The organism is Achromobacter sp. F4_2707 (assembly GCF_047501535.1).
Classification (GTDB): Bacteria; Pseudomonadota; Gammaproteobacteria; order Burkholderiales; family Burkholderiaceae_B; genus Yanghanlia.
This window is the reverse complement of the sequence record NZ_JAZDRJ010000003.1, coordinates 186,051-210,882: the sequence shown is the minus strand read 5'-3', so window position 1 is coordinate 210,882 and position 24,832 is coordinate 186,051. Positions and strand designations below refer to the sequence as shown.

Below are 24,832 nucleotides of genomic sequence, written 5' to 3'. Positions count from 1 at the left end.
AATGGCACAGTTTGCCGTCATTGGATTAGGCCGGTTTGGGGCCGCTGCTTCCCTTGAACTCATCCGAATGGGCCATCTGGTTCTGGGTGTAGATGCCGACTCAAAGATCATTGAAAAATACGCAGACAAGCTCAGTCGCACTGCCATTGCCGATGCCTCCGACGGCGCAACCATAGAAGAACTGGGGCTCGACCACTACGATGTCGTGCTGGTTGCCATTGGCGAAAACATCCAGGCCAGCCTCTTGTGTGTCGTGCACCTCAAAACGCTCGGCATTCAAAATGTTTGGGTGAAGGCGTCATCTCACGCTCAACACCTCATTCTTAGCAAACTAGGCGTATCGCGTGTCATTCACCCTGAAGAAGAAATGGGTGTACGTGTCGCTCAAGCCTTGAGCTACCCCATGGTGAATGACTACATCCCAATAGGAAATGGGGAGTTTGTGGTGGAAATCCGCGTCAGCGATCGGCTTGATGGTAAACCGCTGTCCAGCTTCCTGAATGGCGGCCGCGATATGCCGGAAGTGCTATTGATTAAGCACCGCAGCGAAGCCATCACACATCCGCCTGCTGATCACGTGGTTTACGCCAAAGATCTCCTGGTCTTGTTTGGCACACTGGAATCCCTGCGGGCCTTGGCTCCACGACTCGCTTAAGCTGCTATGCCACGTTTCTCTCCCCAACGCGGCCTGCACCGCATCAGGCGTATCCGCCGAGAAGGCCGGTTGGGCGCCAGCCCTCCCAGTGTGCTGGCAGGCGGGTTTCTCGGCCTTATCTTATTAGGCACCATGTTGCTTGCGCTGCCATTCGCGGGCAAAGATCACCCACTTTCACTGTTTGAAGCGCTCTTCACCGCGACCGCCTCTGTCACGGTAACCGGCTTATCTATTGTCTCGCCTCAGGAACTCAGCCTGTTCGGCCAATGGGTCAGCATCATCCTGGTGCAAATTGGTGGTTTGGGCTTTGTCACCATTGCCGTGGTGTCGGCCATCACCCTGGGCCACCGCATGAGCCTGCGCCAGCAATCTCTGGCGCTTGAAGCATTCAACCAAACCAGCACCGCGCGCCTCACGCAAACAGCGCTATCTGTACTTAAGATAACGGTCACTATAGAAGCCGGCATGGCCGTCCTGCTCTTTCTATGGTGGTGGCTCAAAGGCTCACTGGATGCTCTGCCCGCCCTGCGTTATGCCGTTTTTCACGCCATTGCTGCGTTCAATAACTCCGGCTACTCCTTGTTCAACGACAGCTTGGCATCGTTTAACGACGACGGCATCACCATCGCCATCCTGTCCACAACAATTATTCTGGGCGGCATCGGTTTCCCCATTATTGTGGAAGTGCTGCGCAAGAAACGCTGGGCCACCCTACAACCCTATGTGCGTCTTATTCTGCTGACCACGGCGCTACTTAACCTTTTAGGGTTTATCGGGATCTGGTTGCTGGAGGCCCGCAACCCCGCCACGCTGGGCGCCTTGGAATGGACAGACCAAGCGCGCGCCGCCTGGATGCAAAGCGTCGCCCTGCGCACTGCGGGTTTCAGCTCCTTCCAGATGGACGCCATGGACGACAGCACTACGCTGCTGGCTGCCGTACTCATGTTCATCGGCGGCGGCTCAATGAGTACGGCGGGCGGCATTAAGCTAGGTACATTTATTGTCATCATGGCAACCGTCTTTGCCTACCTCATGCAGCGCAAGGAAGTGGTGCTAATGCAGCGCAGCATCGCGCCGGAAACCATACACAAAACGCTGGCCGTCGTCGTCGTCACCCTACTGGCTGCGGTATTTTCCTTGCTGCTTCTCACCATTTTTGAAGACCATCCGCTGTCTAGCCTAATGCTGGAAGTCGTTGGCGCACTAAGCACCACAGGTCTGTCACAAGCCCTGACACCGGAACTGTCTCGCGCCAGCCATTGCGTGCTGCTGCTTCTCATGTTTATGGGCCGGGTCGGCCCTCTTACCCTGGTTTACAGCTTGGCTATCCGTAACCGCCGTGCCAGTCGCGTGCGTTATCCTGAAATGGAATTCCAAGTCGGCTGAATGTCAGCTCGCCCATATTCAAGGACTAGCGACTTTACACAAATATTTTTTCTATGTTATATTCATGTTCTTCGCTCATCACGCACACCAGCTTTTTGAGCGGAAACAGTGAAATGCTAACCGCGATTGCAGGCATACCCTGCCAGCAAAAAACGGATAGATACGGGGCGTAGCGCAGCCTGGTAGCGCACTTGCATGGGGTGCAAGGGGTCGCGAGTTCGAATCCCGCCGTCCCGACCAATACCCTCAAGGGCTTACAGCTTAATTGCTGTAAGCCCTTGTTATTTTGTGCCCTCGCTAAATGGGGGTCAGACCCCTTTCCATTCACTTATCAACACAAACCGTGAATACCCCTGTGGACAATACAGGAACAATTGCCGCAACCCCTTGATCCACAAAGCCTTCCCGTCGCCTGGTCACAAAAAAGTCACATACGAATCTTCACATTCAAGCTGACAACAATCTTAAACCGGGACAGACCCTATTTCCACAATTGCACCTACGCAACACTTATTCCAACTGACAGCTCATTTGATACACTTGTCGCAAATTTACGAGTTGAGAAAATCAGGGGATTTATCAACAAAACCCGTTGAAAGGCTTGTGGATATCACGCGAACAACAACCATAACTCATTGATATATAAGCGACTAATAGCTAACGCTCACAAAACAGCCAAGAGTCCCTTCAAGCCGTTTTGAGCTTGTTCTTACTTCACGAGAATTAACGTTCCCTCCCCGCTGCTTGCTACTCCTTGCCGCTACAATTATTTAGCAAACTCAAATATTTCCCTATCCAATTTCTTTGATGACTGTTAAAAAAGCAGCCTATACGGCCATCATGGCTAAGCTTGTGCCAGAAGGTACGAGTGCCAAGCAATACTTGTGGATAGCGCTAGGCATTTTTCTTTTTTGCCTGTTGGGCATCTCTTCGCGCCCTATGGGCGCACTGTCAACATTGTGGCCTGCCAACGCCCTAATGCTGGGCATATTCCTGCACAGTCCACACCTAGCCTCTCCCCTTGGTTGGTGCAGTGCCGCGACCGCTTATGTTTTGGCCGACCTTTTAACAGGTAACGATCTGTTAACAACCCTGCTCTTGAATTCGACCAACTTCGTCGGCGTTGGCGTTGCCCTGGCTGTGAGCAATCGTCTGGGCCATGTTGTTGAAAAGAGCTTGAACGGGCCGTTTAATTTAACGACGCTATTCCTGTCTATTGTGGCCGCCTCCCTGGCTTCGGGAATGGCGGGAGGCATAGTGTTATGGCTCTTACAGGGCCAACCCATTTGGTTTACTGCCGCAGGGTGGGTGGTTTCTGAACTCCTGTGCTACACCATCTTCCTGCCCTGTATTCTCAGTATGCCTCGGCCAAGCGCGTGGCGTATACGTGAACGTCGCATCAGCCAGCGCAAGTATGCGCCGCTCGTCATGTTTATCGTGGCTCTCTTGGCTGCAGTCATCATTGGCGGCCCTGGCGCTTTGGCATTCCCGCTGCTCGCCCTACTCGCCTGCGCTTTGTCATATGGCATATTCGCAACCTCATTGCTCACTCTGGTCGCCAGCCTCTGGACTTTAATCGTGACGTCGTCCGGCAATATCTTGCACATTGCCACCACTGGCGATATCTATGCTTTACTTTCTATACGTTTTGGCGTGGCCTCCATTGCGCTCGCGCCAATCGTTGTGGCGTATGTGACTGCCGCACAAGAGAACAGCCTGAAAGCACTACGCTACATGGCCGAACATGATGCCCTGACAGGTCTGCTCAACCGACGGACCTTCCGCCAGCGCGCCGGGGATACATTGGCCCAGCTGCATGAAAAAGGGAAACCTGTCGCTGTTTTGATGATCGACATTGATCATTTCAAAAATATCAACGACACCTACGGGCATGCGGCCGGCGACGAAGCGCTTCGTGAAACAGCCCAACGCTTGCGCGCAGTGCTGCGCCGCGAGGACTTATGCGGTCGAATTGGCGGTGAAGAGTTTCTGGTGCTCATTCCAGAATGTACACCCTATTTTCTCAAAGATATCACCCAACGGATTCACGCAGCCATCCGTCATGAAGTCCTGCTGCCACACACACAACAACCTCTGACAATCACAGTAAGCATCGGCGCAACCCTGTGCGATCCCGCCCCGCCCCTTCTGGAGCCCATGTTGCTACAAGCGGACAAAGCGCTCTATACCGCGAAGGAGCAAGGCCGCAATAGAACCCGCCTTACTTAAAAAAATCGGGTACGCTGCTATCTCAATCAGGACTCACGCTTATGACCCTTACTGAGCTACAGAAAAAATGCAAGGAATTCTACGAGAGCAAACTGCGGGGTAATCAGATGCTCATCGTCAGAAAACAGATGGAGCGATATGGCCTGGTCGGCTCCGTTGGCTTCGTCGTCCTGGTTGTTTTCATCGCGTTCATTGACTCCGATTTTTCACAGTCGGTCGCTGCAGCAATCGCCGTGGTCTTGGCGGCAGCGGGCATTTATTTGATCGCTCGCGGGGACGACGGCAACTTTGCATTGGTCGAAGACCAAAAGCGTTCTCTCATGGCGATCGCCACTCAGGTTCGCGTGCTGTACGACAAGCTGTACGAACTGCAAACCAATAATAAAACGCTGCCGCCGGCCGAGTTCCGGGAATATTTCCACGCTCAGCGAGAAGCCCTGCTCTCCTACGATCGTGAAACCCTGGCATGTATGTATGCGCTCAAAGTGCAGCAAAAGAGCAAGCCGGGTGACTCAGGCCAAAACAATATCTACGACGCCTTCCTGGCATTGGAAAGAAATTTTTCGGCCATGTGCAGTGAGAGTGAACTGCTTAAGGAAAAAAGCGTATCGAGTCCAAAAGCCCGTGACCGCCTGCTGGAAAGCGCCCACCAAACCCTGATAGCCATTACCGCCCTGGACACCAAATCGTTGCAGGACGCCTATCAGAACATGCAGGAATCAAGCGATTTCTTCGCTTTGCTTCGAGAAGACCTGATAGCCACCCACCCGCAATCAACCCCACAGCCCGGGCTTGCCGAATTCACAAATCGCCCCCGCAGCGCAGCGCGCTCACCCCTCTCCGAACCCGCAACGCCGCCTGTTGAGCATCACACCGAGACCCCGCCCGTGGCGGAAAATCAAGAAGGCGAGCAGCCAGCCCTCTCGGCCCCGAAGCTAGAAAAAACTAATGTGCCGTCGTTTCTTGCCAAGACCGCCGACGATTTTGAATCGCTGGGTTTTAGCGAGCTGACCACTCTGATCCCCCTATACCGCCGCCCGACCGATGTCGATTTTGTACGCCTCTATCAAGCCGCCCCCTATGCGCTGCAGCAGGTGCAGAACTCAACCGATCTCACCTTAGAGCAGATTTCGGCCATGCTGCGCGCCGAGTTCATCAGCTTGGCGCCACAAGATGAGGCAACGCATTCCAGGGCAGCAGCGTTGCTTGAGAACTTTTCTCTGGCCATCGACAAACTTGATGCAAAACCTTCGCCCGTCGTGGGTACGCTCTGGGCTTTGATGCTGTTTGGCCGGGAGGCTGAAGTATTGAGCGACACAGCTCGGGAAGAGAGAATACAAACTGACCTGGAAGCGATCAGGGCAAGAAACCACTTCGACACGTTGCTGCCTCGAAAATCATCGGATGGCCCCGCAGAAGCTCACGCCATACCGCTGGAAACACAGCTGCAGCAGCACGAAGAACGCCTTCGCGAGCGTTATGCGACGCAAGACAGCCTCAAAACCTTCTACTACCGCATCGGGCAATACGTGAACCATTTGGAGGGCTATGTGGACTATGCTCTAAGCCGCGAGGAGATTGAGAAAAGTTTGGCTTAAGCAGCCCGCCCGCGACCCCGCTACTTATCAACACAAACCGTGAATAGGCTTGTGGAAAACCAAAGAACATCGCCCACAAACCATTGATATTTATTGGTTTTTTATCCGCTGATCATAAAAGGGCCATAAAGGCGGCGGGTGAATAAGCCTTACCGAACACGGGAAGTATCCACATAAGTGCGAAGACACACTCATTCTGAGCCGCCATACAAAAAGGCCGCTACAAAATAATGTAGCGGCCTTTTTGCAATGCTGGTTGCGGGGGCAGGATTTGAACCTACGACCTTCGGGTTATGAGCCCGACGAGCTGCCAGACTGCTCCACCCCGCGTCTGACTGGTTTCACACACATGTATTACCATGTGCTTGCTTGCGTTGTTCTGCAAGTGAAAGAATGACTATAGCGTGTTTTACAAGGGCTTGTCAAGCACCCGGCCCCTCTATTTAAAAATCGCGCTATTTCATGCGCCCACATAAGTAAGCCAATGCCGCCACGATAGCAACGCTGGCAATCGGGTTGGCGCGCACCATATCTTTTGCGCATATCAGCGCGCCTTCGAGCACGTCAGTACTGTCGTCAACGAAGTCCTGAGCCGTCGTTTTTGCGCGCCGTGTGGCGTTTGACGCTTTGCTGGCGGAACTAGAAATCGCGTTATCGGCGTGCTCAGCTACGTCCTCAATCACTTCTTTTGCCTTGTCGCTAGGTGATGCCATATCACTTTCTCCAATAATGGTTGTCGATAGGAACGCTGCGTTAAGCGCAAGTGTGAGTCATTGTCATGCAGAACCGCTGAACCAATATTTCGCCATGTAACCAAAGCCTATCAATACATGGGGATTACCCCCATAAACTGTGCACAACTTAAGGGAAAACCCTTTGAGAATTGAAAAATCCTTTGAAATAACAACGCTCTATATCGCCCTGATCAATCTAAAGCCAAATCATTAAAAAATGACGAAATTTACCTTTGCACACGTCGTATACGCACATAGGTGAGCACATCTTGGAGATTATCCCCAATTTCTGTGAACAACCATCTGTAAAACCCGCAAACATTACAAATTAATTTATATTTATCAAGCAGTTAAGGTTCATTGTTCAGTAAAAACCCAGCCAGCCTCTTGGCCGCCAAATACGGTCTGACAAGGGGCTGACCCTACTTGCTGAAAGCAATGAAGCACTCTCGTGGTATCGACCTCAGCGTGTCCGCTGCGAACCGGCTGCGCTTGCCCCGCCCTCCACGGTAGACTTGCGCGTAGGCGCGCGCCCCCCCACATATAGTTTCAATTACATATAATTAGTACCACTTCGAACTGGCAAGCACCTGAAATGCAGGAGCCATCAGCGGCGGGTACACTCAGGGGTGCGGCACAAGCCTACAATAACCGCCAATCACCGAGCCGCACACTCATATGATGAACGACACGGGCCCGACCGAACTTATCTGCTCACCTGAGAGCCTGATCCAGACGCTGCCTGGTGTGGTCTACTGTGCCCGCGTGGATGAGCACTGGACACTTGAGTTTATCAGCGCTGGGTGCCTGGATCTCACGGGCTACCACCCTGAAGAACTCCTCCACAACAATGTTGTTTCCTTTGGGGTTCTTATACATCCCAACGACCAAGCCATTGTTCGCAACCAGGTTCTGGAAGCGCTCCGGCAGGGGCGACGGTATGCAATCGAATATCGTATCCGCCATCGCAATGGCGAGTACCGCTGGGTGTCTGAAAACGGCTCGCTCTACCGCAGCGAAGTCAGCAATAACAGCTTGTTGCTCATTGCCGGTCACATACAAGATGCGACCACAAAGAAAGAAACCGAAGAGGCCTATCGGGAAGCCGAACGGCGCTATCGCAGCATTTTTGAGAACACGGTTGAAGGCATCTACCAATCGACCGAGACGGGCCGTTTCATCACCGCCAACCCGTCCATGGCCCGCATGCTTGGGTACGACACGCCCGAAAACATGCTGCACAGCATCGATAACATTCACAACCAGTTTTATGTTGACCCCAATCGGCGCAAAGATTTTCTGAATCTCATTTTTCAGGAAGGGGTTGTCAAGGATTTCGAATCGCAGGTTTATCGGCGCGACCGTTCCATCATCTGGATATCTGAAAACGTTCGAATCGTAAAAGATAACAACGGCAAGCTGCTGTTTTTTGAAGGCACAGTCGAAGACATCAGCGAACGTAAACTACAAGAAACGGTCGCCCACTACCAAGCCACCCACGACACGCTCACCGGCCTGCTAAATCGCAATGCGCTGGCAACACGCCTAGCCGATGCCTTGGCACAGCGAGCGCCTGGCAAGTACGTGGCGATTCTGTATGTGGATCTCGACCAGTTTAAATATGTGAATGACAGCCTGGGCCACCAGATAGGCGACCAGTTTCTGCGCATCGTCGCCAGCCGGCTGTCTGCCTGCCTGAGCAGCACGGACGCAGTAGCACGCCAGGGCGGCGACGAATTCATTGTGCTGCTCAACAACCTGCCTTCACCCGAAGCCGTCACACACACCGCACAGGCTATCCTGACCAGCATTGCTCAGCCATGGCGCGTCAATGGGTACGACATTCATGCCACGTGTAGTATCGGCATCAGTATCGCGCCCTCCGACGCCACGGACGCTGACACCATGCTGCGTCAGGCCGATGCGGCCATGTTCCGTGCTAAAGCCCTGGGGCGGAATAATTATCGGCACTTTACCGCTAATCTGGGCAATAAGGCCTTTGACCGCCTGGAATGGATTAACAAGCTCCGTAATGCGCTGGCCAACGATGAATTCTTGCTGCATTATCAGCCCAAAATCGAAGTCCTGAGCGGGCGTATTGTGGGGGCGGAAGCACTGCTGCGCTGGCGCGTCGCCGATGGCAGCATGATATCGCCGGCGGACTTCATCCCTCTAGCCGAGGAAGTCGGGCTGATTGTCCCTATTGGGGAATGGGTGCTGCGCGAAGCTTGCCGTATGAACCGCAGCTGGCAGAATGCTGGTTATCGCCCCATACCCATAGCCGTCAACATTTCAGCCATTCAGCTTGAACGAGACGACTTAGTCGATAAAGTAGTACAGGTCTTGGAAGAAACCGGCCTGACGCCGCATTACCTTGAGGTGGAAATCACCGAAAGCGCCTTGATGAGCGACGTCAACCAGTCCATCCATACACTGCAACGCCTGCGCGAGTTGGGTGTGCGCAGCGCCATTGACGACTTCGGAACCGGGTATTCCAGTCTCGCCCACCTGAAGCGATTTGCGGTCGATACCCTCAAGATCGACCGCTCTTTTATCAGTAATATCACGCAAGATCGCGGCAATATCGGCATTGTTCAGGCCATTATTTCACTCGCCCATACTCTTGGGCTGATGGTCGTGGCCGAGGGGGTGGAAACCCCCGAAGAATACCGGCACCTGAGCGCCCGTGGCTGTGATCAGATTCAGGGCTACTATAGCGGTCGTCCCATGACGGCCGAAGCGCTGGCCGAAAAGCTGCGCGCCCAACGCTGATAGCACTTTTTTCTCAGAAACAATGCAGAACTCTTCCATTCTGTCGCCGGAAACGGCGGCACGACAAACACTTTCTACACAAAACCCTTATTTGGACTGGCTTGGCGTACAACTCGCCGTATGGCGGGAAGACTACGCAGAAATGCATTTACCCATCGTGAAGAATGTGACCAACCGCACAGCTCGCGTCCATGGCGGAGTCTTGTGTACTTTGCTCGATTCGGTAGCCGGATATAGCGGCTGCTACCGCCCCGAAGGCGAGCCGGCCGTCCATTCCGTTACACTATCGCTCACCACCCAGTTTCTTGATAGTGGTGAGGGTAAATGGCTGATCGCATCGGGCCGCCCGGAAAAGATCGGACGCACCGTTTTTTTCGCTCGATCAGAAGTCTGGATGGACGGCGAACACTTGGTCGCCTCGGCGTCCGGCACGTTCAAGTATGTTCGTCATAAAGCCTGAATCCTCATCACAACGCTCGAGGACATCTACCATGCGTCAATTGCTGCCTGCCCTTTTATTTGCTTCAGCCTGCTGGCTACTGTCAGCGCCGGTTCATGCGCAAAAACAGCTGGAATGCACCGTTAACGCCGTCCACGATGGCGACAGCATGAGAGTGCTCTGCCCCGGCGAACGCGGCACCTTGCGCGTACGCATGCAACAGATCGACGCTCCCGAACTCGAACAGGCGCACGGCCTGCGTTCCCGCGATTATCTGCGTAAGCTGTGCCGCCCGGGCTCCACGGCGCTCATCCTCACCGATGGCCATGATCAGTACGATCGCATACTGGGCGATGTGTTCTGCGACGGCAAAAACGTCAATGAGGAAATGGTAGCCTCGGGCTCGGCCTGGGTGTACAACCGTTATGTCAAAGACCGCAGCCTGTATCGTTTACAAGATCAGGCCAAAGCCAGCAGAAGCGGCCTGTGGGGGCGGCGCAACCCGCAAGCACCCTGGCAGTGGCGCTATGAGCAGCGCAACCGAAACTAAACTGAACAGTGCACGATGAGCGCCCCCGCCGCGACAACTCCCCCTTCACGCATGCCATTTGCCGTCTCGCATGTGGCGGCAGGTTTTGTCGCAGTGCTGGTCGGCTACACCAGTTCGGTGGCGATTATTTTCCAGGCGGCCATGGCCGCCGGGGCCACGCCGGCTGAGTTGTCCTCATGGATGTGGGCCTTGGGCATCGGCATGGGCGCCACCTGCATCGGCTTGTCCTTATACTTTCGCACTCCTATTCTTACTGCCTGGTCCACTCCTGGTGCTGCCTTGCTGGTCACCGGTCTGGAAGGCCTGAACATGCATCAGGCTATTGGCGTGTTTTTATCTACGTCGGTACTAATCACCCTGGCGGGCGCCAGCGGTACCTTTCAGCGCTTAATGGAATGGGTGCCTCGCCATTTGGCCGCCGCTATGCTGGCAGGCATTCTCGTGCGCTTTGGCATGGACACCTTCTCATCCATGCAGTCACAGCCGTTGCTTGTCGCCGCCATGTTTGCAACCTGGCTGGCCGCCCGCCTGATTACCCCCCGCTACACCGTTCCGCTCGCTTTGGCCGCGGGCATCGTATGCGCAGGGCTGATGGGCTTGTTGCGACTCGACACCCTGGATTGGACACCCGCCCGGCCGGTACTTATGCTGCCTGAATTTTCCTGGTCGGCTTTCGTGGGCGTGGCTCTGCCTTTGTTCATTGTCAGCATGACATCGCAGAACGTGCCAGGGCTGGCAGTCTTGCGCGCTAACGGCTACACCACACCGGCCAGCCCCCTTATCAGCTGGACCGGGCTCGCCGGCGTCGTACTGGCCCCTTTTGGGGGCTTTTCATTCAATCTGGCAGCCATCACAGCAGCTATCTGCATGAGCCGCGACGCCGACCCGGAGCCTCAGCGCCGCTATATGGCCGCAGTGTGGGCAGGCGTGTTCTATTTGTTCACGGGAATTTTCGGCGCCACCGTGGTCAGCCTTTTCGCCGCTTTTCCCATCGAATTGGTCGCCGCAATTGCCGGGCTGGCATTATTGGGAACCATTGCAGGTAGCTTGGCTGGGGCGCTACAAGAAGAAAAAGGCCGCGATGCGGCCATTGTGACTTTTTTAGGGACAGCCTCCGGGCTGGCCCTATTTGGTATCGGCAGCGCTTTCTGGGGGTTGTTACTTGGCATGTTGGTTCATGGCTTGAGCCCCCGGCGCGTGTAAGGCCAATACGCTTCAGGCAGCTTATGCCTTCTGCGCAACAGCTTTAACTTCTATTCCCGCTTCTTGCAGCGCAGCGCGTATTTCCCTGGCAAAAACGACGGCACCGGGCTGGTCGCCGTGTATGCACAACGTGTCGGCCCGGACTTCTACATCTGTGCCATCGACGGCAGTAACCCGCCCTTCCTGCACCATACGTAATACTTGCCGGATAGACTGCTGCGGGTCCTCAATCATGGCATCGGGCCGACTGCGCGGGGTGAGGCTGCCATCGGGTTGGTAGCTGCGATCGGCGAACACTTCGTGCGCCACAACCAAGCCGACATCTTCTGCCACTCGCGCCATGTCACTGGAAGCCAAGGCGTAAAAAACCAGCGCAGGATCAATATCGTGCACCGCCTGCGCCAGCGCCCGGGCCAAAGACATATCGCGCACAGCCATGTTGTACAAGGCGCCATGCGCCTTGACATGGTGCAGGCGCGCACCTTGGCTGGCTGCAGTGGCGGCCAGCGCGCCAACTTGTACGACAACTAGGTCGTAAGCCTGTTGCGGCGTGATATCCATATTGCGACGCCCAAAACCGGAAAGGTCAGGCAAGCCGGGATGCGCACCAATGGCCACGCCCTCGCCAAGCGCTGCTGCGACTGTTTTGCGCATGGTGCCAGGGTCGCCTGCATGAAAACCACAAGCGATATTGGCGGAAGTTACCAGCGGCAGGACTTCAGCGTCATTACCCATGACCCAAGGCCCAAAGCTTTCTCCCATGTCGCAATTCAGATCGATGGACAACGTCATCCCGGTGCTCCTCCAGTTTTTATTTGATGTGGGCGGGTTGGCGCCAATTCAAACGGTAAACGATTCGCCGCAACCGCAATTGGCTTTTTCGTTGGGGTTGAGGAATTTGAAACCCTCGTTCAAGCCTTCGCGCACGAAATCGACCTGAGTGCCATCAATGTATTGCAGGCTATCTGGATCGATAAATAGTTTGACCCCGTGCTGCTCGACGAGCAGATCTTCTGCGCGTGGCTCGTCTACATATTCCATTTTGTAGGCCAGGCCTGAACACCCGGTTGTCTTGATGCCAAGACGCAGCCCAATGCCTTTGCCGCGTTTATCGAGATAGCGGGCAATGTGCTCAGCGGCCCGTTCGCTGATTGTGATGTTGTTCATGCATACACCTTTTGCTTGTCTTTGTAGTCTTGAATGGCGGCGCGAATGGCGTCTTCCGCCAGTAATGCAAAATGCAGCCGCGCCGTTGGCAGTACAAGAGCCTCGGCAATGGGTTGGTAAGTCAGGGCCTGAGCTTGATCAAGGGAAGTGCCAACCAGCCCTTCAGCCAACCACGAGCCCGCAGCAATCAGCGCGGGCGGCCCGTAAGCTTGGAAACGCGTGTCGGAAATCAGGCTGTTGGTGACGCGGATCTGCAAGCGTAAGACCCCGCCTGTTTCACGCGTGCCCGCAACGCCCGTTCCGACATCTGTCGCATCAGCTTCAAACCGCCCCACATGGCGGGGCTGCTCGAAATGATCGGTCAATAATTCACTATATACCATACGCATGCGGCACCTCTCAGCTTTCCACTTCCCAGAGGGGTGACAGATTCCTCAGCCGTTCGACCAAGGTACGCACTTCCAGTATGGCCGCATCGACATCGGCTTCAGTGGTCTGACGCCCCAGGCTGAAACGGATGGCGCTGCGCGCGAGTTCATCGCTGCGGCCCAAGGCTTTCATGACATACGAAGGCTCTTGACTCGCTGAGGTACAGGCGGAGCCGCTAGAAACGGCAATGCCCTTGAGGCCGGCCAACAGCGATTCGCCTTCCACATGCGCAAAACTGACATTCAGGTTATGAGGGACTCGCCGCAGCGGATCGCCGTTAAGCCACACTTGCTCCAAAGTGGACAGCCCGGCCCATAAACGATCACGCAATGCCTGGATACGCAGCAATTCCTCGGCCATTTCAAGGCGCGCCAGACGGAAGGCTTCTCCCATGCCGACAATCTGATGGGTAGCCAGTGTGCCGGAGCGATAACCTTTTTCATGGCCACCGCCATGGATTTGCGCCTGCAAACGCACACGTGGCTTACGCCTTACGTACAGAGCGCCTACCCCCTTGGGCCCATAGGTCTTGTGGGCGGACATGGACAACAGATCAACCGGCCATTCTGAAAGATCGATGGCCACCTTGCCCGTCGCCTGGGCTGCATCAACATGAAACAGCACACCGCGCTCTTGGCAGATTGCAGCCAGGGCGGGAATGTCTTGAACGACGCCGATCTCGTTGTTGACAGCCATTACCGACGCCAGCATGGTGTCGGGACGCAATGCCGCAGCAAACGCGGCTGGATCAACCAAGCCAGACTCGGCGACAGGCAGATACGTGACTTCAAACCCCTGCCGTTCGAGTTCTTGGCAGGTATCAAGCACCGCCTTATGTTCCGTGCAGACCGTGACAATATGCTTGCCGCGCTCCGCATAAAACTGGGCGGCGCCTTTAAGGGCCAAATTGTTAGATTCCGTGGCGCCGGACGTCCAGACGATTTCACGCGGGTCGGCGCCAATGAGCCGGGCGACCTCTTCGCGAGCGTTCTCGACTGCGTCTTCGGCGTCCCAACCATATATGTGTGTATTGGAGGCCGGGTTGCCAAAGTGTTCCGCCAGCCAAGGCAGCATGGCCTCAACCACGCGCGGGTCGACAGGCGTGGTTGCAGCATAATCGAGGTAAATGGGGTGCGGGTGCTTCAAAGGCTCCATTGCCATGATTCAGACCTTCTAGGCAGGATGACGGCTCATCAGGGCTTCGCCTTTGGCGGCCAACTGTGCTTTGGTCGCTTCTTCAAGCTGACGCATGCGTTGTTGGTCAACCAGGTCTTGCAGCGAGACAGAATCCAGGTAGTCAATCATTTTGCGGTTAAGCGTCATCCAGAGGTCGTGCGTCATACAGGTCGTTGCGCCAGGCGAACGCCCCACTTTGCAATTCCCCCTGCCACCGCAATTGGTAGCATCTAGGGGCTCATCCACAGCGAAAATGATGTCGGCCACCGTGATATTTCGCGCCAGCCTGGCCAGGGAATACCCCCCGCCCGGCCCCCGCACGCTGTCTACTAATTCGTGGCGGCGCAGCTTGCCGAAAAGCTGTTCAAGATAGGATAGGGAAATGTTTTGGCGTTCGCTGATTGTGGCCAGCGTGACTGGCCCGCGCTGTTGTCGCAATGCCAAGTCGATCATGGCTGTAACAGCGAACCGCCCTTTTGTTGTCAAACGCATGACGGACTCCTTCCCCTGTAAAGGCTGGAAAGCATGGCCGCCAGACGGTTATCCGCACGGCCACGTCGATGCATAAATTATAACAAAACCCGAGTAATTTAATAGGGTACTCGGCCAAATACTGGTTGCTCAGACGCAAAAACCGCGTTCGGGACGCGGTTTTTTCTCAATCCTCTATCGGGGAACGTTAGAGCCAGGCTTTATGCTGCCTGATACTGCAAGGCGCGCTTGCGTACGAGCTCCATAACCCCTTCACAGGCGTCTTCAAGGTAATCGAGCACCTTAGCAAAACCTTCAGGGCCGCCATAGTAGGGATCAGGCACCGTAGCTTCTTCGTACTCGTTCGAAAAACGCATCAGAAGCATGAGCTTATGCTGATAGACCTTGGGGCACATTTGCTGCAACGCGGCAAGGTTTTCCCAATCCATAGCCAAGATGAGATCGAACTCGCGGAAATCATCCGCCTTAACCTGACGGGCCACATAGTGGGACAGCTCGTAACCACGCTTGCGAGCCGCAGCCTGCGAACGTACATCAGGCGCCTCGCCCACGTGATAGGCATGCGTGCCAGCAGAGTCGACGCTGATTACGCCATCAAGGCCAGCCTCCTCCACGATGTGGCGGAACACGCCTTCAGCGCTGGGAGAGCGGCAAATATTACCCGTGCAAACAAACAGTACCTTGGTCATCTTTTGGGCAGGAAAGTGGTGAGTCGGCTTTCTCGTAAGGCCGCGCCTAGCAAATGCTGCACCGCACCGAGAAGGAATATTTAATGGTAAACCCTAGGCCAAATATGAGCAATAGTTACTCATGCATAAAGCCATAAAGAGATTGCATCCAGATGAAACCGCTGCTTTAAATGTAGTTAAAAACCAACAAAAACAGCGATCCCACTTATAAATTCAATAACGCCTGTTCCTTGAGGCGGTTCAGGGCATCACGTGCTGCGGCGGCTTGCTCGAACTCAAGATTGCGGGCGTGATCCATCATCTGTTTTTCCAATCGGCGAATTTCCCGCGCCAGAGCCTTGTCGTCTCGTAGCAATTCTGGGGCCACTTCCAGCTCTGCCGGCGCCGCGGTGTCAGCGGCGGTGTGAAGCACGCCATCTATCATTTCGCGCACTGCCTTGTTTACGCCCCGCGCCGTGATATTGTGCTTGGCGTTGAACTCCAACTGCCGCGCCCGACGCCTTTCTGTTTCATCAATGGCGCGGCGCATGGAATCCGTAATCCGGTCAGCGTACAAAATAGCCCGGCCATTCAGGTTGCGAGCCGCTCGGCCAATGGTCTGAATCAAGCTGCGCTCCGAGCGCAGAAACCCTTCTTTATCCGCATCCAGAATCGCGACAAGCGACACTTCAGGAAGGTCCAGCCCTTCCCGGAGCAAGTTAATGCCTACCAAAACATCGAATACGCCCAGCCGCAAATCGCGAATAATCTCCACTCGCTCAACGGTGTCGATATCCGAGTGCAAGTAGCGTACCTTCAAGCCGTTCTCAATCAGGTAGTCGGTGAGGTCCTCGGCCATTCGCTTGGTCAGCGTGGTCACCAGTACGCGATCACCCTGCGCAATCGTGCGGTGCACTTCGCCCAACAAGTCATCGACTTGAGTGGCCGCCGGGCGCACTTCCACCAGGGGGTCCACCAGGCCGGTAGGCCGCACTACCTGCTCAACGATCTCATCGGAATGCTCCGCCTCGTACGCCCCCGGGGTGGCGGAAACAAAAATGGTCTGGCGCATGCGCTGTTCAAACTCTTCTAGTTTGAGCGGCCGGTTATCCAAGGCTGACGGCAAACGAAAACCGAACTGCACCAAGGTAGATTTACGCGACCTGTCTCCCAGATACATGCCGCCCAACTGGCCCATGGTGACGTGACTTTCATCGATGAACATCAGCGCTTCGGATGGCAGGTAATCAATCAGCGTGGGCGGCGGCTCGCCCGGCGCGGCGCCAGACAGGTGCCGTGAATAATTTTCGATCCCTTTGCAAAAGCCCAGTTCCTGCAGCATTTCGAGGTCGAAGCGGGTGCGTTGCTCCAAACGCTGGGCTTCTACCAGCTTGCCCTCTGCCACAAGCTCCGCGAGCCGCTCGCGCAGCTCGACCTTAATCGTTTCGATGGCGCGCAGCACGGTTTCACGCGGAGTGACATAGTGAGAACTGGGAAACACCGTAAAACGCGGCACTTTCTGCTGCACTTTGCCGGTGAGCGGGTCGAACATTTCCAGCGTTTCCACTTCGTCGTCGAACAAAGTGATGCGCAGGGCCAGCTCTGCATGTTCGGCAGGAAACACATCAATGGTTTCGCCCCGCGCCCGAAAGCACCCCCGCGAAAATTCCACGTCGTTGCGGTCGTACTGCATAGCCACCAGACGCGCCAGCAGTTCCTGGCGAGGAATACGGTCGCCCGAGCGCAAGGTCAGCACCATGGCGTGGTAGTCGCCTGGGTTGCCAATACCGTAAATACACGAAACCGTGCCCACAATAATGGTGTCGCGCCGTTCCAGCAGGCTTTTGGTCGCCGACAGCCGCATCTGCTCGATGTGCTCGTTGATGGAGGAGTCTTTCTCGATAAAGAGATCGCGTGACGGCACATAGGCTTCGGGCTGGTAGTAATCGTAGTAAGACACGAAATACTCCACCGCGTTGCGGGGGAAGAATTCCCGCATTTCCGCATACAGCTGGGCCGCCAAGGTTTTATTGTGCGCCAGCACCAACGCAGGCCTGCCCGTGCGGGCAATTACGTTGGCCATGGTGTAGGTTTTCCCCGAGCCGGTCACGCCCAGCAAGGTCTGGTACATAAGGCCGTCATTCAGGCCCGCCACCAGCGCATCAATAGCTGCCGGCTGATCGCCGGCGGGCGGATACGGTTGATACAGCTGAAAAGGGCTACCGGGAAACTCGACGAAACCTGCCGCTTTGACCATACTGGACACACTTAAGGGAAACCCCTTATTATCACATTCTTACTGGTCTTTGAACCAGCCCCCATCATTTTCCGCCTTCTCCCCTATCATGAACTCCTTATTCGAATCCGTCGAACTTGCTCCCCGTGACCCTATCCTGGGCCTGAATGAACAATTCAATGCCGATACTCGGGAGAACAAGGTGAACTTGGGCGTGGGCGTGTATTACGATGACGAAGGCCGCCTGCCTCTGCTGAAAGCCGTGCATCAAGCAGAAGTCGCGCGTGTCGAAGCTGCCGCACCACGTGGCTACCTGCCCATCGAAGGCATTGCGAGTTACAACCAGGGCGTTCAACAGCTGTTATTGGGCAACAGCAGCCCTTTTCTGGCTTCCGGCCGCGTTCTGACAGCACAAGCGTTGGGCGGTACAGGCGCCCTTAAAATCGGCGCCGATTTCCTCAAATGGCTCAAGCCCAACGCCAAAGTCGTCATCAGCGACCCAAGCTGGGAAAACCACCGCGCTCTGTTTGAACGCGCAGGCTTTCTGGTAGAAACCTACCCTTATTACGATGCCGCAACCCGCGGGCTCGACTACCAAGGCATGGTTGGCGCCCTGAGTGCGCTGCCAGAGGGCACGATTGTTGTGCTTCACGCCTGTTGTCACAACCCCACCGGCGTCGACCCTACCTTTGAGCAATGGAAGGAAATTGCCGGCCTGATCAAGCGGCAAGGCCTCATCCCTTTCCTTGATATCGCCTATCAGGGCTTTGGCGAAGGCATAGAAGAAGACGCCGCGGTGGTACGGCTGTTCGCTGACCAAGACATCACCATGCTGGTGAGCTCCTCCTTCTCCAAGTCGTTCTCACTCTATGGTGAGCGCGTCGGCGCCCTCACCCTGATCTGCTCTTCTTCCGAAGAAAGCGAACGCGTTCTCAGCCAGCTCAAGCGCGTTATCCGCACTAACTACTCCAACCCGCCGACCCACGGCGGCACCATTGTGGCCACCGTCTTGAATACGCCTGAACTGCGCCGACTGTGGGAAGAAGAGCTCGCCACCATGCGCGAACGCATTCGCGACATGCGCAGCCAACTGGTAGAAAAACTCAAGGCCCAAGGCGTTGAGCAAGACTTCAGCTTTGTGCTGCAGCAGCGCGGCATGTTTTCGTATTCCGGGCTCAGCAAAGAGCAGGTCGACATCCTGCGCGAGAAGCACAGCATCTACGCTGTATCTACTGGCCGCATTTGCGTCGCGGCACTCAACAGCCACAATATCGACTACGTCGCGCAGGCCATTGCCGCTGTTTTAAGCCAGTAAGCGTATTTTCATCCGCCAAAGGGCCGCCAGTTAGGCGGCCTTTTGGCTTCTGGTTAGCGTAGCCAAGGCGATAACCGTTCTACACTGTCCTGGGTTGGGAGGCAAGGCCGGGTTCCACCTCCACGTTTGCAACTTGCACGGCTCTCAGATCAGTCAGGTAGCGCGTGCGCCACCCTTCGATATCAGATTCGCACAACACATCCCACATGCGCGCATAGCGAGCGCGGCGTTCTTCAAGCGGCATCAGAAGAGCCTGGCGCATGGCTTCGGCCATTTCTCCTGGATCGTGCGGGTTGACCAGCAAAGCGCCATCGAGCTGGCTGGCTGCACCGGCAAAGCGGGACAACACCAACACACCGGGATCAGCCGGGTTCTGTGCAGCCACGAACTCTTTGGCCACGAGATTCATCCCGTCGCGCAAAGGGGTCACCAGCCCGACTCTGGCTTGGCGGTATAAGGGCATCAGAACCGCGCGATCATATTGATGCTCGACATAGACTAAGGGCTGCCAATCCAGTTTGCCGTAGGCGCCAAGAATTTCTCCAGTCAAGGCAGTCAGCTCGTGGCGCAGCTCTATATAAGCCGGCACATCCGTGCGCGACGTCGGCGCAATTTGCACGAGTTGAACCTCCCCGTGCAGCTCGGGGTGAGCCTCCAGCAACAAGGCATAGGCTTTGAAACGCTCAGGCAGTCCCTTGGTGTAATCGAGGCGGTCAACGCTGAGAATCCCCTGAAGATGGCTATCTTCCGGCCACAACCGCACCAAGGGCTTCACCTGCGCTTCCCGTTGTAAAGCATGGGGGTCCACACCAATGGGATACACGCCGGTCAGCGGAACCGGTTTACCGGGTCGACGTGCACGACATGTATTAACGAAAGCCTGTCTGTCGTCTTCTGTCTGGAAACCCAGCAAGTCGTAATCGCACATGGCATCAAGCAACTCATCGATGCGGGGAATAGCCTGGGCGACGCTGGGCACGGGAAAAGGGATATGCAGGAAGAAACCCAGGCGCTGACTGATACCTTGTGCACGACACATTTGCGCAAACAGCAGCAGGTGATAATCGTGCACCCACACCAGGTCGTCTGGTTTCAGCAGCGGTCGCAACTGGGCCGCCATATGTTGATTGACTTCCTGATAGCCTGCGTAATCATCTTCGCTAAAGCTCATGAGATCCAGCCGATGATGAAAGGCAGGCCACAACACCCCGTTGGCAAAACCGTTGTAGTAGCGATTATGCGCCTCGGTCGTAAGCGGTATTGATGCCACGATCAGGCGGCCTAAGCTGAATAATTGCACGCAATTTGCGTCATCATCCCGCAACTCGCCGCTCCAGCCGAACCACAGGCTGGGCTTCGCCTTGAGTGCATCCAGCAAACCCGAAGCCAGCCCCCCCGCCGATTTCACGGCGGGCGTCCGGTTTGCCACAATCACCAACCGCTCCTGTTCGCTCATACCCCTTCCCTGTTGTGTTGGCCCTGCCCTATGGGGATTTCACGCCCCCGCCAGTATGGCACTCAAACTCGCAACGAGCGCAGCAACATGCCAAGCCAGACCACCAGCTCATCCGTGTCTCGGAGTCGCCATGGCGCCGCTGTATTCGGGCCGACCCCGATACGAATCGCTCCCCCCTTCAGGGTAAGCGCCACCTTAAATGCGTCTTCATCGGTACGGTCGTCGCCCACAGCGAGCGGCCAACGCCCTGCAAACTCTGGCTGACGCATCAAATGCCCCAGCGCTTTCCCCTTGTCGCTGCCTTGCCGCCTGACTTCATGCACGCAATGCCCTTCCAACACCTGCCAACCCGGCGCATGAGCCAAAACCTGCTGAGCCAGTACGGATACCTCCGCACGATGCTGTGGCGCTTGCCGCCAATGCAAGGCCATCGCAGCCGGTTTGCGTTCCAGCCAGACCCCGGGAAGACGTTGTACGCCGTACTCCAGAATGGCTGCTATGCGCTGCGGTACCGGCCCTGAACTGCGAATGCTGCCGCGGCCTGACAGGCTGACCTGTGCGCCATGTGAACCGGCCAAAGGAATGTCGAGCGGATAGAGCAAACGCCGTACCTGCGACAACGGGCGCCCGCTAAGCGCTGCCAATGCCACGCCCTGACGCTGTAATAGCTGTAAAAGACGCCTTGTACGCAACGGCACCGATGCCCCCTGTGGCTTTGCAGCAATCGGGGCTAGCGTACCGTCGACATCCAGAAACAGTGCCAACCGGGAAGGTGGGATGCGCAGCACCGGCGGCGGAACATCTGCCAAACGCCCGGTGAGAATACCCGGCAAGGCCGCCTGCGTGTCGCGCAACGGCGTTCGACCGCGCCTTGAAGAGCGGGGCTGACGCATGGGCGGGTGGTCATGGCGCATACATTTCATAGTACATCCGCGCGCCCCTGCTGTCTGCCGGTGAACCACCCTGATACAAGTCGAGCACATGCCTATAACGGCTGCGCGCTACAGCCACAGCATCTTCCGCTTGATCTTCCTGTACAAACAGGTCAAAATCAGGACTGTATAAAAAAACAGCGCTTACCATGGCCGTCAAACTCACAGCTCGTCAACAGGAAATCCTGGATCTCATCCGTTCCGAAATCCAGCGCACCGGCTTTCCGCCTACTCGTGCAGAAATCGCACACGCGCTGGGTTTCCGCTCGCCCAATGCCGCTGAAGACCACCTTAAGGCGCTGGCCCGCAAGGGAGCCATCACGCTTACTGCCGGCGCCTCTAGGGGAATCCGTTTGGCCGAGCCTCCGGCGGCGCCCTCAGAACCCGCCCGCCCGCTATCCCTGTTGCTGCCTATTGTCGGTCGGGTGGCTGCCGGCAGCCCCATTCTTGCAGCCGAACACATCGAACGCGAAATCGGCGTCGAGCCTTCGCTGTTCAACCCTGTTCCCGATTACCTTCTGAGAGTGCGGGGCCTCAGCATGCGCGACGCAGGCATCCTCGAGGGCGACCTGCTTGCAGTGAAAAAAACCCCTGAAGCCCGCAATGGGCAAATTGTCGTGGCCCGTCTGGGCGACGAAGTCACCGTCAAGCGCTTGCAGCGCAGCGGTGGTTCCCTGCAGCTCCTGCCCGAAAACCCCGACTTTTCCCCCATTATCGTTCACCCAAGCGACGATTTCGCCATCGAGGGGCTGGCCGTGGGCCTGATCCGCGCCGCGCCTTTGCATTAAAACTACGCAGGCCCGCAGCGTCTCGCATGCGGGCCGCGCCAAGGCTGGGTTCTATGCCGTTAAGCGGGGATATGCGCGGCCCTGAAGCGCTCAGCTTTTTCAGGGGCCAGGGCCTGGCCCGTCATGATGGCATAAATTGATTCCAGATACCGCAAGCGAATCGCCATAGGCTCATGCAGGCCTGTCACGACGTAATACCCAATCTGGCAGGCGTAAATGGTGCGTGCCCGTGCCCTGGCTTCCACCGGCTCGAAGCCGTGACGCTCATAGAAAGCCGCGATGGCATCCATGCACAGCGTATCCGCTTCGTTAACCGCATCATTGGCCTTGGGCGAACGCCGGGCCCAATCGCGCATGGCCAAGTCCAAGCCTGGCTCGAAACGATCGGGGTTTAGCCAGGCTGAAAACAAGGACAGAATGCCGTCATCCAGCGCGTGGTTCTCGTCCAGCGCCTGCAGCACAGACTGCACATTCTTCTTTTGCCAGAAAACAATCAGTGCATTCTGGAGGTCTTCGCGATGTTTGAAATGCCAATAAAAGCTGCCTCGTGTAACGCCAAGCGCTTCCGCCATGCGCGTGACACGCACCGCTTCAATACCTTCGGTTTTAAAAAGCTCAAGCGCAACGGCTAACCAGTCAGCACGCGAAAGCTGCGCAACACGAGCGGCTTCGCCTTCTTGGGCAACTTGCTCGATAAGATCTCTACTTTTCATAACGGCCCTATGCGCTATATCAACCCGAGTAAACGGGGAAAGAATAGAGAAATCGCAGGTATAAAAGTAGTGAGTAACTGGATGGGAATCGCTACCAGCACAATCAGCAATATGGCGGGGCGGAACGATTGGTGCACCACAACTTTGCCCACCCGGCAGGACAAATACAAAATAGGCGCCATGGGCGGGCTGTTGGCGCTCACGACGACCGCACACGCCACAATCGCAGCGAACTGAACGGGGTGAATATCGGCCACGCCGACCAGAGGCAGAAGCAAGGGCGCGATCACCACGGTTAGTGAAACATCATCAATCAACATGCCCACCACAATCAGGAACAGATTGACGATCAACAGAATGGCGATTGGGCTATCCACCAGCCCCGTCACAAACTCGGTCAGATCTTGTGGAACGCCTTCAGCAACCAGAATGCGGCCGATTAAGAACGAGAACAGCAGAATCAGCACAATAATGCCTGTGGTCTCGGCCGAGCGCACCAAGCCCTCGCGCAAGCGCGCCAAAGTCAGGTCACGGTAAATGAAAAAGCCGATAAACACGACTAGCAGCACAGCAATGGCGGCCGCCTCCGTGGGCGTGAAGATGCCCCCGTAGATCCCACCAAGAATCAAGATCGGCATGCACAAGGCAGGAAAGGCCCGCGCACCAGAGCGTAAGCGTGACGTCTTCGCGGCGGGCTCCGAGGCATCGGGCGGTGTTTCGGTAAATAACCAACCGCCTGAAAACAGATAGTTAACCAAAATCAGGCCCAGCATCAGCAAGATAGCCGGCCCGATAGTGGCAGCAAAAAAAGCCACCACCGATTGCTGAGTGACGACAGCCAGCAGAATCATGGTGATGGACGGCGGGATCAAAATCCCCAACAACGACGATTGCCCGAGTAAAGCCGACGAATATGCACGGGGATAGCCTCGTTGGGCCATGGGATCCACCATGATGGTCCCAATCGAAGCCACCGCTGCCGAGGCCGTACCGGCAATGGCGCCGAAAAGCCCCGATGCCAGCACCAGTGAAGCCCCCAACCCGCCACGGCGGCCGCGCACCAGGGTTTCAATGAACTCAATTAACCGCTGCGCCACACCGCCGGATTGCATGAGATAGCCCGCCATAATGAAAAGCGGCAGAGCCAGCAATACGACTGAGTTCAGGGACCGAAACCCCTGCAGCATCAAGGTGTTGAGATTGACATCGTAGAGGTAGGTGAGCATGGCCAGCATGCCCGCGAACGACCAGGCAACAGGTACACCCAGCCCTAACAGGAACAACAGCAGAACAATTGAATAAAGGGCGTACACAGTGAAATACTCCGGTCTTACCCGCCTTGTTCACCCACGACAAGGCGTGCGCACAAATACGTGGTCAGGCGCTCATGGACACATTGCGCAGGTTCGATACAGCCTGACCGACATCCCGCAAGCCGTAGCAGACGCAACCCACTGCGTTCAACCCAATAGCGGCCTGAGGAACCCAAAGCGGCAGATCAACCCCGGGCAGCGTCGTGGAAAACCGCGAACCCCACAAAAACATGCGGTAGACCCAATACGCGAAAATGCAAATAATCACAAACGTGATGCATGACACAAGCAAGCGATGCCAAGCCTGCACGCGGGGGGAAACAATGCGTGAGGCCACGATATCGACCACCAGATGCTGGCGCGACTGGCTCGCTATGAGCGCACCCGTCATATACAACCACATGGCCCCCACCAGCGACATGGCGTGGACGCCGCCCGCAGGCAGGTTGTTAAAGTGGTAGCGCACAGCCACCAGGTACACCAGCAGCACGGCGACCGCCACACTGGTCAGTACCGCCAGCCACTCAATCGCTTTGAGTGCCTGACGACCCCAGAAATGCACGAAGTCATTCATATAAAAC

Annotated in this window: 23 protein-coding genes and 2 tRNA genes; 11 read left to right on the top strand and 14 right to left on the bottom strand. The window is 56.0% G+C overall.

What is annotated here, in order from left to right; all coding sequences use genetic code 11:
- The first annotated feature begins 1 nt into the window (after position 1).
- The 5 genes from VRY85_RS04630 (at position 2) to VRY85_RS04610 (ending at position 5,868) form a co-directional block, all read left to right on the top strand.
- Complete coding sequence (locus tag VRY85_RS04630) at positions 2-655, top strand: potassium channel family protein (protein WP_414597427.1); 654 nt, start codon at positions 2-4, stop codon at positions 653-655.
- A 6-nt stretch (positions 656-661) separates the two neighbouring features.
- Entirely contained in the window at positions 662-2,041 is a 1,380-nt protein-coding gene (locus VRY85_RS04625; protein ID WP_414597426.1) for a TrkH family potassium uptake protein, read from the top strand.
- A gap of 163 nt (positions 2,042-2,204) precedes the next feature.
- A tRNA-Pro gene (locus VRY85_RS04620) sits at positions 2,205-2,281 on the top strand.
- A gap of 567 nt (positions 2,282-2,848) precedes the next feature.
- Entirely contained in the window at positions 2,849-4,270 is a 1,422-nt protein-coding gene (locus tag VRY85_RS04615) for a diguanylate cyclase (protein ID WP_414597425.1), read from the top strand.
- Positions 4,271-4,311: 41 nt separating this feature from the next.
- Positions 4,312-5,868 (top strand): hypothetical protein, encoded by a 1,557-nt coding sequence (locus VRY85_RS04610; RefSeq protein ID WP_414597424.1) that lies wholly within the window; start codon positions 4,312-4,314, stop codon positions 5,866-5,868.
- Positions 5,869-6,121: 253 nt separating this feature from the next.
- On the opposite strand, the gene VRY85_RS04605 is transcribed toward VRY85_RS04610, so the two are convergent.
- Positions 6,122-6,198 (bottom strand) — tRNA-Met (locus VRY85_RS04605).
- A gap of 125 nt (positions 6,199-6,323) precedes the next feature.
- Positions 6,324-6,581: a hypothetical protein gene (locus VRY85_RS04600; protein ID WP_414597423.1), complete on the bottom strand. Its 258-nt coding sequence runs from the start codon at positions 6,579-6,581 to the stop codon at positions 6,324-6,326.
- Positions 6,582-7,280: 699 nt separating this feature from the next.
- Between VRY85_RS04600 and VRY85_RS04595 the strand changes: the two genes are divergently transcribed.
- The 4 genes from VRY85_RS04595 to VRY85_RS04580 are packed head-to-tail and all read left to right on the top strand — an operon-like array spanning position 7,281 to position 11,566.
- On the top strand, positions 7,281-9,374 hold the full coding sequence (locus VRY85_RS04595; protein WP_414597422.1) for a putative bifunctional diguanylate cyclase/phosphodiesterase: 2,094 nt from the start codon (positions 7,281-7,283) through the stop codon (positions 9,372-9,374).
- Positions 9,375-9,396: 22 nt separating this feature from the next.
- Positions 9,397-9,834: a PaaI family thioesterase gene (locus VRY85_RS04590; protein ID WP_414597421.1), complete on the top strand. Its 438-nt coding sequence runs from the start codon at positions 9,397-9,399 to the stop codon at positions 9,832-9,834.
- A gap of 31 nt (positions 9,835-9,865) precedes the next feature.
- Positions 9,866-10,363 (top strand): thermonuclease family protein, encoded by a 498-nt coding sequence (locus VRY85_RS04585; protein WP_414597420.1) that lies wholly within the window; start codon positions 9,866-9,868, stop codon positions 10,361-10,363.
- 15 nt (positions 10,364-10,378) lie between these two features.
- The gene (locus VRY85_RS04580; protein WP_414597419.1) at positions 10,379-11,566 is read left to right on the top strand and encodes a benzoate/H(+) symporter BenE family transporter; all 1,188 of its coding nucleotides are present in this window, start codon (positions 10,379-10,381) and stop codon (positions 11,564-11,566) included.
- 21 nt (positions 11,567-11,587) lie between these two features.
- Here VRY85_RS04580 and VRY85_RS04575 read toward each other — a convergent pair whose 3' ends face one another.
- From VRY85_RS04575 to uvrB, 7 genes are all read right to left on the bottom strand, one after another.
- Positions 11,588-12,358, bottom strand: a complete 771-nt coding sequence (locus VRY85_RS04575; protein WP_414597418.1) for a LamB/YcsF family protein — start codon at positions 12,356-12,358, stop codon at positions 11,588-11,590.
- Between the two features lie 48 nt (positions 12,359-12,406).
- Entirely contained in the window at positions 12,407-12,733 is a 327-nt protein-coding gene (iscA, locus tag VRY85_RS04570; RefSeq protein WP_414597417.1) for an iron-sulfur cluster assembly protein IscA, read from the bottom strand.
- The gene (locus VRY85_RS04565; protein ID WP_414597416.1) at positions 12,730-13,122 is read right to left on the bottom strand and encodes an iron-sulfur cluster assembly scaffold protein; all 393 of its coding nucleotides are present in this window, start codon (positions 13,120-13,122) and stop codon (positions 12,730-12,732) included. Before VRY85_RS04565 ends, iscA begins: the two co-directional genes overlap by 4 nt.
- A 10-nt stretch (positions 13,123-13,132) precedes the next feature.
- Positions 13,133-14,317: an IscS subfamily cysteine desulfurase gene (locus tag VRY85_RS04560; protein ID WP_414597500.1), complete on the bottom strand. Its 1,185-nt coding sequence runs from the start codon at positions 14,315-14,317 to the stop codon at positions 13,133-13,135.
- Positions 14,318-14,335: 18 nt separating this feature from the next.
- Complete coding sequence (gene iscR, locus VRY85_RS04555) at positions 14,336-14,830, bottom strand: Fe-S cluster assembly transcriptional regulator IscR (protein ID WP_414597415.1); 495 nt, start codon at positions 14,828-14,830, stop codon at positions 14,336-14,338.
- Positions 14,831-15,030: 200 nt separating this feature from the next.
- On the bottom strand, positions 15,031-15,519 hold the full coding sequence (locus VRY85_RS04550; protein ID WP_414597414.1) for a low molecular weight protein-tyrosine-phosphatase: 489 nt from the start codon (positions 15,517-15,519) through the stop codon (positions 15,031-15,033).
- Between the two features lie 205 nt (positions 15,520-15,724).
- Entirely contained in the window at positions 15,725-17,755 is a 2,031-nt protein-coding gene (uvrB, locus tag VRY85_RS04545) for an excinuclease ABC subunit UvrB (protein WP_414597499.1), read from the bottom strand.
- Between the two features lie 88 nt (positions 17,756-17,843).
- Between uvrB and VRY85_RS04540 the strand changes: the two genes are divergently transcribed.
- Positions 17,844-19,049, top strand: a complete 1,206-nt coding sequence (locus VRY85_RS04540) for an aromatic amino acid transaminase (RefSeq protein ID WP_414597413.1) — start codon at positions 17,844-17,846, stop codon at positions 19,047-19,049.
- 79 nt (positions 19,050-19,128) lie between these two features.
- Here the strand turns inward: VRY85_RS04540 and VRY85_RS04535 are convergent, their stop codons facing one another.
- Positions 19,129-20,505, bottom strand: a complete 1,377-nt coding sequence (locus VRY85_RS04535; protein WP_414597412.1) for an alpha,alpha-trehalose-phosphate synthase (UDP-forming) — start codon at positions 20,503-20,505, stop codon at positions 19,129-19,131.
- A 62-nt stretch (positions 20,506-20,567) separates the two neighbouring features.
- Positions 20,568-21,398 carry a trehalose-phosphatase gene (gene otsB, locus VRY85_RS04530; RefSeq protein WP_414597411.1) on the bottom strand — a complete coding sequence of 277 codons (831 nt, stop codon included), beginning with the start codon at positions 21,396-21,398 and terminating at the stop codon, positions 20,568-20,570.
- A gap of 188 nt (positions 21,399-21,586) precedes the next feature.
- On the opposite strand from otsB, the gene lexA reads away from it, so the two are divergent.
- The gene (lexA, locus tag VRY85_RS04525) at positions 21,587-22,225 is read left to right on the top strand and encodes a transcriptional repressor LexA (RefSeq protein ID WP_414597410.1); all 639 of its coding nucleotides are present in this window, start codon (positions 21,587-21,589) and stop codon (positions 22,223-22,225) included.
- A gap of 59 nt (positions 22,226-22,284) precedes the next feature.
- Here the strand turns inward: lexA and VRY85_RS04520 are convergent, their stop codons facing one another.
- From VRY85_RS04520 to VRY85_RS04510, 3 genes are all read right to left on the bottom strand, one after another.
- Complete coding sequence (locus VRY85_RS04520) at positions 22,285-22,938, bottom strand: TetR/AcrR family transcriptional regulator (RefSeq protein ID WP_414597409.1); 654 nt, start codon at positions 22,936-22,938, stop codon at positions 22,285-22,287.
- 14 nt (positions 22,939-22,952) lie between these two features.
- Positions 22,953-24,251 carry a TRAP transporter large permease gene (locus VRY85_RS04515; protein ID WP_414597408.1) on the bottom strand — a complete coding sequence of 433 codons (1,299 nt, stop codon included), beginning with the start codon at positions 24,249-24,251 and terminating at the stop codon, positions 22,953-22,955.
- Positions 24,252-24,315: 64 nt separating this feature from the next.
- Positions 24,316-24,825, bottom strand: a complete 510-nt coding sequence (locus VRY85_RS04510; protein WP_414597407.1) for a TRAP transporter small permease — start codon at positions 24,823-24,825, stop codon at positions 24,316-24,318.
- Positions 24,826-24,832: the final 7 nt, after the last annotated feature.

Coding starts and splice junctions, on each gene's coding strand:
- VRY85_RS04630 (WP_414597427.1), top strand. CDS start 2: ATGGCACAGTTTGCCGTCATTGGATTAGGCCGGTTTGGGGCCGCTGCT.
- VRY85_RS04625 (WP_414597426.1), top strand. CDS start 662: ATGCCACGTTTCTCTCCCCAACGCGGCCTGCACCGCATCAGGCGTATC.
- VRY85_RS04615 (WP_414597425.1), top strand. CDS start 2,849: ATGACTGTTAAAAAAGCAGCCTATACGGCCATCATGGCTAAGCTTGTG.
- VRY85_RS04610 (WP_414597424.1), top strand. CDS start 4,312: ATGACCCTTACTGAGCTACAGAAAAAATGCAAGGAATTCTACGAGAGC.
- VRY85_RS04600 (WP_414597423.1), bottom strand. CDS start 6,581: ATGGCATCACCTAGCGACAAGGCAAAAGAAGTGATTGAGGACGTAGCT.
- VRY85_RS04595 (WP_414597422.1), top strand. CDS start 7,281: ATGATGAACGACACGGGCCCGACCGAACTTATCTGCTCACCTGAGAGC.
- VRY85_RS04590 (WP_414597421.1), top strand. CDS start 9,397: ATGCAGAACTCTTCCATTCTGTCGCCGGAAACGGCGGCACGACAAACA.
- VRY85_RS04585 (WP_414597420.1), top strand. CDS start 9,866: ATGCGTCAATTGCTGCCTGCCCTTTTATTTGCTTCAGCCTGCTGGCTA.
- VRY85_RS04580 (WP_414597419.1), top strand. CDS start 10,379: ATGAGCGCCCCCGCCGCGACAACTCCCCCTTCACGCATGCCATTTGCC.
- VRY85_RS04575 (WP_414597418.1), bottom strand. CDS start 12,358: ATGACGTTGTCCATCGATCTGAATTGCGACATGGGAGAAAGCTTTGGG.
- iscA (WP_414597417.1), bottom strand. CDS start 12,733: ATGAACAACATCACAATCAGCGAACGGGCCGCTGAGCACATTGCCCGC.
- VRY85_RS04565 (WP_414597416.1), bottom strand. CDS start 13,122: ATGCGTATGGTATATAGTGAATTATTGACCGATCATTTCGAGCAGCCC.
- VRY85_RS04560 (WP_414597500.1), bottom strand. CDS start 14,317: ATGGAGCCTTTGAAGCACCCGCACCCCATTTACCTCGATTATGCTGCA.
- iscR (WP_414597415.1), bottom strand. CDS start 14,830: ATGCGTTTGACAACAAAAGGGCGGTTCGCTGTTACAGCCATGATCGAC.
- VRY85_RS04550 (WP_414597414.1), bottom strand. CDS start 15,519: ATGACCAAGGTACTGTTTGTTTGCACGGGTAATATTTGCCGCTCTCCC.
- uvrB (WP_414597499.1), bottom strand. CDS start 17,755: ATGGTCAAAGCGGCAGGTTTCGTCGAGTTTCCCGGTAGCCCTTTTCAG.
- VRY85_RS04540 (WP_414597413.1), top strand. CDS start 17,844: ATGAACTCCTTATTCGAATCCGTCGAACTTGCTCCCCGTGACCCTATC.
- VRY85_RS04535 (WP_414597412.1), bottom strand. CDS start 20,505: ATGAGCGAACAGGAGCGGTTGGTGATTGTGGCAAACCGGACGCCCGCC.
- otsB (WP_414597411.1), bottom strand. CDS start 21,398: ATGCGTCAGCCCCGCTCTTCAAGGCGCGGTCGAACGCCGTTGCGCGAC.
- lexA (WP_414597410.1), top strand. CDS start 21,587: ATGGCCGTCAAACTCACAGCTCGTCAACAGGAAATCCTGGATCTCATC.
- VRY85_RS04520 (WP_414597409.1), bottom strand. CDS start 22,938: ATGAAAAGTAGAGATCTTATCGAGCAAGTTGCCCAAGAAGGCGAAGCC.
- VRY85_RS04510 (WP_414597407.1), bottom strand. CDS start 24,825: ATGAATGACTTCGTGCATTTCTGGGGTCGTCAGGCACTCAAAGCGATT.